Here is a 7,107-nt window from a genome sequence, read left to right as displayed (position 1 = left end):
AGATGTTTATAAGAGACAGGCCCTCGGCGGTCCAGGTGTGCACGTGCGCGGCCTGCGGGAAGTGCTCGGCGAGCAGGCTCAGGTTGGCGAGTTTGGCGAGCGTGCCGAGGCCGCGGCCGCGGTGGGCGCGCAGGACGAAGGTGTTGTCCTGCAACACCTCCCGGTTCGGCCCGCCCATCACGAACATCGTCGTGTACGCCACCGGGTCCCCCTGCGTGTCCCTGACCAGGGTCGTGACCAGGCCGTATCCCTGCTCGATCAGCCGCTGCTGGATGTGCAGGACGCGCTCGCCGTCGTAGACCACCGGGGTCCGCGTCAGCTCGCCACTCGGGACGTCGGCGTCCATCAGCGTGTGCAGGTGCGCGAAGGGTTCGAGCACCTCCAGCGGCGGTATGCCGGTCCAGCCCGTGACGTCGTACTCCCCCGCGCGGCGCCGGACCTTCTCAGTCAGCTGCGTCAACTGCGCCTCCGGCACCGGCACGTCGAGTACCAGCCGCAACTCGCTGTGCTTGGACGCGAAGCCGCAGGCGAGGGCGAATCTGCCGCCCGGACTCGCGCTGAGGGTGTGCGGCCCCACGCCGGCCGCGTTGACCTCCGCCGCGATGACCGTCCTGCCCTCCTGCCGCGCCGTCTCGCGCAGCCGGGCGAACAGGGCCTGGCCGACGCCGCGGTGGCGGGCCTGCGGCGGGACGCATATCTCCACCTCGGCGAGGTGGGTGTTCTCGCGGCGCGGCAGGTCGATCAGCGCGGTGCCGACGCACTCCCGCCCCTGCCAGGCGCCGTACCCGCGGCGGTCGTAGTTCGGGTTGGCGGCGTTGCTGCGCAAAGAGGTCAGCAGGGCGTCGCGTTCGACCACCACGGGGGCGACGCGGTCGGCACCCGCGGCCGCGCGCATCGCGGCGTACCACACCTCGGTCTCGTCGGGGCTGTGCAGATCAAGGGGGCGGATCTCCATTCGGCCATCATCATTCGCACATCCGTGTGATGCAACGCAATTTGTTCGAACATCGCGTGAGAGGCGGATGAGGACCGGTGGCACGCGCGCGCCGCCCGCAGTACGCTGGCGCGGCCTCAGGCTCGCCCGGCGCGGCCGCCAGGGCGCGGGGGCATACATCAACATCACGAATATGAAGGTATGGGGGTGGGTTCGGTGCCGTCTGCGCCGTCCGAGGAGAAGCGTGCCTGGCATATGCCGGGGATCCTGTATTTCCCGATAGCCCTGGTCTGCCTGGTGATTCCGCCGCTGGGCATCTTCCTGTTCCGGGGCCTGGTCGTGGTGCGGCCCAACCAGGCGGTGGTGCTCACCCGGCTCGGCAAGTACGCGGGCACGCTGCGCAAGCCGGGCTGGTTCGCGGTCAACCCGATCTCGCAGAAGCAGTCGGTCTCGCTCAAGATCCGCACCAACGACAGCGAGTACCAGAAGGTCAACGACATGGACGGCAACCCGGTCGAGGTCTCGGCCATGGTCGTCTGGCAGGTCCAGGACACGGCGCGCGCGGTGTTCGACGTGCTCAACTACGACGGCTTCGTGGAGCTGCAGACGCAGGCCGCGCTGCACCACATCGCGTCGCGGTTCCCGTACGACAGCCACGGGCAAGAGCGCCTCTCGCTCAGCGGCGACCCGAGCGCGGTGGCCGACGCGCTGCGCGCCGAGCTCGGCTCGCGCCTGGTAGCCGCCGGCATCGACGTGCTCGACGTTCGGCTGCGGCGCATCGCCTACGCGCCCGAGGTGGCCGGGAACATGCTGCGCCGGCAGCAGGCCTCTGCGGTCGTCGGCGCCCGCTTCAAGATCGTCGAGGGCGCCCTTGGCATGATCGACACAGCCCTCGAACACCTGCAGACGCGCGGCGGGGTCACGCTGGACGAGTCGCGCAAGGCCCAGCTGGTCTCGAACCTGCTGGTGGTGCTGTGCAGCGAGCAGCAGGTGCAGCCGGTGCTCAACACGGGCGCGGTGACGGAGTAGGACGACGCGGTCCGCCGCGGGCGGCGTGGATGCCGCCCGCAGCGGGCCGTTATACGTGCTGGGCTCCGGCCCGCTACCAGCCGCGGCCGTGCGGGCTGGTGCCACGCTGGCTGCGGCGCTCGAGCTGGCCGCCGAGGGTGGTGGCGGCGAAGATGAGCGCGAGGTGGGTGAAGGCCTGCGGGAAGTTGCCGAGCTGCTCGCCGGTCGGGCCGATCTCCTCGCCGAACAGGCCGACGTGGTTGGAGTACGTCATCATCTTGTCGAAGGCGTAGCGGGCCTGGTCGAGGCGGCCGGCCCGGGCCAGCGCGTCAACGTACAGGAATGTACAGAGATTGAACGTACCCTCGCTGCCGCGCAGCCCGTCCGGCGAGGCGGAGGGGTCGTAGCGGTGCACCAGCGAGTCGGTCACCAGGTCCTGCTCGATCGCCTCGAGGGTGCTCAGCCACAGCGGGTCGCGCGGGGAGATGAACCCGACGATCGGCATGAACAGCAGCGAGGCGTCGAGCACGTCGCCGTTGTAGTGCTGCACGAAGGCGTTGCGGCGCGGCGAGAAGCCCCGCTCCATGACCTGTTGCAGGATCGCGTCGCGCGCCGCCGTCCACGCGGCCAGGTTCGCCGGACGCGCGTAGGTGTGGGCCAGCCGGATGCCGCGGTCCAGCGCCACCCAGCACATCAGCCTGCTGAAGGTGAAGTCCTTGCGGCCGCCGCGGGTCTCCCAGATGCCCTCGTCCGGGCGGTCCCAGTTCTCGGTCAGCCAGTCCAGCACCCGGGCGAGCGTCTGCCAGCCCTGATACCCGGAGATCTCGGCCAGCTCCCGCGACTGTGTCAGGGCCCAGATGGCCTCGCCGTAGATGTCCAGCTGGAGCTGGTCGGCCGCGGCGTTGCCGACCCGCACCGGGGCCGACTTCTCGTAGCCCTCGAGGTGGCCGAGCTCCTCCTCGAGCAGCAGCGGCTCGCCGTCCACGCGGTACATGATCTGCAGCGGCTCGGTGCCCGGATGCGCCCGTTCGCGCAGCCGTTCGCTCAGCCAGTGCCGGAAGGCGTCCGCCTCCTCGATGAATCCGAGCTCTGCCATGGCCCGCGAGCTGAGCGCGCCGTCGCGCACCCAGCAGTAGCGGTAGTCCCAGTTGCGCTCGCCGCCGATCTGCTCGGGCAGGCCGAAGGTGGCCGAGGCGATCGGGGCCCCGGTCGGCGCGTACGTCAGGAGTTTGAGGGTGATGGCGGAGCGGTGCACCATCGTCTGCCAGCGGCCGCGGAAGGCCGAGCCGCGCAGCCAGTCCTGCCAGAACCGGGTGGTGCGCTCGTGGTCCTCCTCCAGCTGCTCGACCGTGATCGGGGTCGGCATCCAGCCGGGCTCGGTGGTGTCGAGCACGACGGCGGCGGTCTCGCCGAGCCCGAGCGTGACCGTGCCGACCACGTCGTCCCCCTCCCGCCGGAACGGGAAGGTGGCCTGCAGGTGCAGGTCGAGCTCGGGGCCGCGGAAGACGGCGGCGTGCTCCCCGCGCATGGTCAGCTCGTGCCCGGCCCTGGCGTAGTCGAACCGGGGCCGGCACTCCAGCACGAAGCGCACACTGCCGCGCACCACTCGCAGGATCCTGATGATCCGGCGGCGGGAGGAGGCCCGCTCCGGCCGGTCAAGCGGCATGAAGTCGACCACCTCGCCGACGCCGTGGTGTGACAGGAAGCGGGTGACCAGGATCGCGGTGTCCGGCAGGTAGAGCTGGCGGACCTTGGCCGAGTCCCCGCCGAGCTCGGAGTCGTCCGCGGCGAGCCGCACGTAGCCGCCCTTGTCGTGGTCGACGAGCGAGGCGAACAGGGACGGGGAGTCGAAGCGGGGGGCGCAGAAGAAGTCGAGTACCCCGTCCGAGGAGACCAGCGCGCAGCTCTGCAGGTCTCCGATCATTCCGTGCTCGCCGATCGGGGGGTAGCGTCGCATGCCGGGTTCCCGTGCCCTTTCAGTCGTGTCCGCCTCCGCGCGCGCCCGGGCCGACCCACGGCCCCGCCCCGCACGTGGTCGCGTGCCGCGGGCCACGGCGGGTGCGCTCCAGGGTGGGCGCTGCCGGGCCGCTCGGCGGCACGGCTCGCCGGGGCGCGCGCCGGTGTCCCCCGGTCGGCTCAGCCGACCGCGCGACCCGATCCCGACAGACGTCCGATCTTCGTGTCGGCTCACCCTAACGGGTGAGGGCCGGATACTCCACCGGGTGGCAGCCGGGCACCGATTCCAGGGCCTGGCCACGGAAGAAGCGCTGCAGCAGCCCGGCGAGTTCGTCGGGGCAGCGCAGGTGGACCGGGTGGTCGGCGTCGCGCAGCCGTACGAACGGGGACCCGGGGCAGGCGGCGGCGAATTCGCGGCAGTGGCGGACCGTGGTGAACGAGTCGTGCTCCCCGACGCCGAACAGCAGCGGTCCGGCGGGCGCCGGGAACGGGTCGAAGGGCTCGGGGGCGAGCAGTCGCAGCGTGTTCTGCTCGTACTGCGCGGCCTCCTTCGGGCCGAGGCCGTGGAAGACGGTGTAGAGGATGCGCTCGACCGCGCCGCGCCGGGCCAGCTGGATCGACGGGTCCTGATTCAGCATGGTGGCCAGCACCTCCCGGGCGAAGCGCTCGCGCCGGCCGGAGCGCAGGTGCCCGATCGTCTCGACCATCCGCCCGTGCAGCCCGTGCGGGATCCCGCCGAGCGCCCCGAACAGCGCGGTCCGGCCGAGCAGGTGCGGGTGGCGCTGGGCCAGCCGGTAGGCCACGGCGCTGCCGTAGGAGCCGCCGAACATGTGCACCGTGCCGACCTCGGCCGCGCGCAGCACGGCGGCCAGGCAGTCGGCCAGGAAGCCGATGCCGTAGCGGGCCGGGAGCACCTCGGCCCCGCCCCAGCCCGGCAGGTCCACCGTGACCACGGTCGACTCCCGGCGCAGCACACCCTCGAACCGGCCCCAGCCCTCCTTGCGCTGCATCGCGCCGCCCACCAGAAGCACCGGGCCGAGCCTCGGCTCGGGGTGCGGATACACCCGGCCGTAGGCCCGATAACCGCGGTGTACGATCTCGAATACGCGTTCGTCCGACAAGGCAACCTCCATATCTCAATTACTTTTCTTTATGGAGTGTGCCTCATCGGACCTGCCGGATCCCCGCAGTTCAACGAGGGCTCACCCGTACGCACACGCGTGCGAGCGGGGGTTTCACCGGGACGGCCGTCACCTGATGGGCCGTCGGGAACCGGCGCGAAACCGTTACGGCGGGCGGTAGGCTGCAATACCATGCGACACGGGAGCACCCGGAGGCAGCGGGTCGCTCCACCGACGTGGGAGGCGATCATGGCCACAGCACCGTCCGCTCCCGCCCCGGGACCCCGGGGACGGACCACCGGGCGCGGCGCCCTGCCCGGCGAGCAGCCGGCCTCACCGTGGGACGCGGTGCTGATCGGGCCGAACGAGCCGTGGACGCCGATCGAGGTCGACCCGGACGTGCCGCATCCGATCCGCATGTGGGACTACATGATCGGCGGCAAGGACAACTACGAGTCGGACCGCGGCGCGGTACGCCACCTGCTCACCCTCTGGCCGGACGTCATGGTCAACGCCCGCGCCGCCGAGGCCTTCGCGCACCGGGCCAGCTCCTGGATCGCCGACGGGCACGGGCTCGACCAGTTCCTGCAGATGGGCACCGCGATCCCCATCATGAACAGTACGGACGGGTTCGTGCGCGAACGGGCGCCGGAGTCCACCTTCGTCTACGTCACCGACGACCCGATCACCGCCGCGCACGCCCGGGCCGTGCTGGCCGCGCGCGCCCCCTCGTACACGCTGCACGTGATGCGCGGGGAGTTCCGCGACCCCTGCCCGGTGCTCACCCATCCGTGGTTGCACGGGAAGATCGACTTCAGCCGTCCGGTCGGGGTGCTGCTGCTGGGCATGCTGGACTACACCCGCAGCGACGTACGGCTGCGTCGGGCCCTGGAGAGCATCACGGACGCGCTGGTTCCTGGCAGCCTGATCGTGGTGATGCAGTACCTTGATTTCCCCGACGAGACGGTGGGCGAGGTGGTGGACTCCCTGCTCGGGGACAACCAGGCCGAGTTCACCCCGCGCTCGCGCGAGCAGACCGACCGGCTGCTCGAGGGCTTCGAGTTCCTCCCGCCCGGCCTGGTCCGGCTGACCGACTGGCACCCCGACGGCAACGGCCCCGGCGCCGACCTGCAGGACCGCTGCCACATCGTCGGCGGCGTCATCATCATCAAGCGCTGAATACGGCCGGACCGCAGGGCCCGGCCGTACCCATACCCGCCGTACTCAGCAGCCCGGTGCCGTCGTTCCGGTCGCCGAGTGTCCGCCGGACTGCGCCGTGAAGGTGAACATCGTGCCGCAGTAGGCGCTGTTCGCGATCGGGACGCTGAACGAGTACGTCGTCTGCCCGGACAGCGTCCAGTGCTGCGACTCCGGCGTGCGGTGTACGGAACCGTCCGCGCCGTAGTAGCTGCCGGTCACCGTGATCTGCCCGGTGCCGTCGGTGGTGACCGCGATCAGCACCGCGATCTGCGGCACCGACGCGCTGCCGCCGAGCAGTGTGACCCGCACCGACTCCACCCCGGCCGCGTTGGCCGCGGGCGCGGCGGAGGACGGGGCCGCGGACGGCGCGGTGACAGAACCCTGGGACAGGCTCTGCTGCGCGGCCGGAGACGTCGGCGCCGCGCCGGCGGAGGCGGACGCGCCGCCCCTGGCACCCGGCGTCGCGGACGCGGCCGGGGCGCTGTGGCCGGTGCCGGTGGCCGAGGTGTTCGTGTGCCCGCTGCCGCCGAGCGTGTAGATCGCCCACCAGCTCAGCGCGCCCACCGCGACGACCACCGCCCCCGTCTGCAGCAGCAGCCGCCGCTGGTGCCGGCCGAGGCCGAACGGGACGAGGCGGTCGGAGGAGCGGTCCGCGTCGTCCTCGTCGTAGCGCGAGAGCGGGGCCGGGGCGTAGTGCGGATCGATGTCCCGGCCGAGCCCCGGCGGCGTATAAGGATCCTGTGGAAGCCGGCCGCCCGGATACCCCGGCCCCAGCCGCCGCGGCGGCGCAGCCGAACCGCCGACCCGGGGCGGCATCCCCGCCTGCGGGTACACCGCCCCCGGCGGCGCGGGCGCGATCCGGTGGCTCCCGCTGTCGAAGTCGTAGGC

5 protein-coding genes and 1 pseudogene are annotated in these 7,107 nt (G+C 71.7%); 2 read left to right on the top strand and 4 right to left on the bottom strand.

Features of this window, described 5'->3' with window-relative positions; translation table 11 throughout:
• The coding region (locus KDL01_RS37490) for a GNAT family N-acetyltransferase (RefSeq protein ID WP_212533470.1) at positions 1-955 on the bottom strand (955 nt) is incomplete at its 3' end.
• 234 nt (positions 956-1,189) lie between these two features.
• On the opposite strand from KDL01_RS37490, the gene KDL01_RS37485 reads away from it, so the two are divergent.
• Positions 1,190-1,963, top strand: a complete 774-nt coding sequence (locus KDL01_RS37485; protein ID WP_212533469.1) for an SPFH domain-containing protein — start codon at positions 1,190-1,192, stop codon at positions 1,961-1,963.
• Between the two features lie 73 nt (positions 1,964-2,036).
• Here KDL01_RS37485 and KDL01_RS37480 read toward each other — a convergent pair whose 3' ends face one another.
• Both KDL01_RS37480 and KDL01_RS37475 read right to left on the bottom strand, forming a co-directional pair.
• Positions 2,037-3,899, bottom strand: a complete 1,863-nt coding sequence (locus KDL01_RS37480) for a glycoside hydrolase family 15 protein (protein ID WP_212533468.1) — start codon at positions 3,897-3,899, stop codon at positions 2,037-2,039.
• Between the two features lie 235 nt (positions 3,900-4,134).
• Complete coding sequence (locus KDL01_RS37475; protein ID WP_212533467.1) at positions 4,135-5,019, bottom strand: alpha/beta fold hydrolase; 885 nt, start codon at positions 5,017-5,019, stop codon at positions 4,135-4,137.
• A 249-nt stretch (positions 5,020-5,268) separates the two neighbouring features.
• Between KDL01_RS37475 and KDL01_RS37470 the strand changes: the two genes are divergently transcribed.
• On the top strand, positions 5,269-6,198 hold the full coding sequence (locus tag KDL01_RS37470; protein WP_212533466.1) for an SAM-dependent methyltransferase: 930 nt from the start codon (positions 5,269-5,271) through the stop codon (positions 6,196-6,198).
• A gap of 45 nt (positions 6,199-6,243) precedes the next feature.
• On the opposite strand, the pseudogene KDL01_RS37465 reads toward KDL01_RS37470, so the two are convergent.
• A pseudogene (locus KDL01_RS37465) lies at positions 6,244-7,107 on the bottom strand (hypothetical protein); the annotation flags it as partial.

This window comes from Actinospica durhamensis, from assembly GCF_018139695.1.
Lineage (GTDB): Bacteria > Actinomycetota > Actinomycetes > Streptomycetales > Catenulisporaceae > Actinospica > Actinospica durhamensis.
The sequence above is the reverse complement of the archived record's forward strand: the minus strand, read 5'-3'. Positions and strand labels throughout refer to the sequence as shown.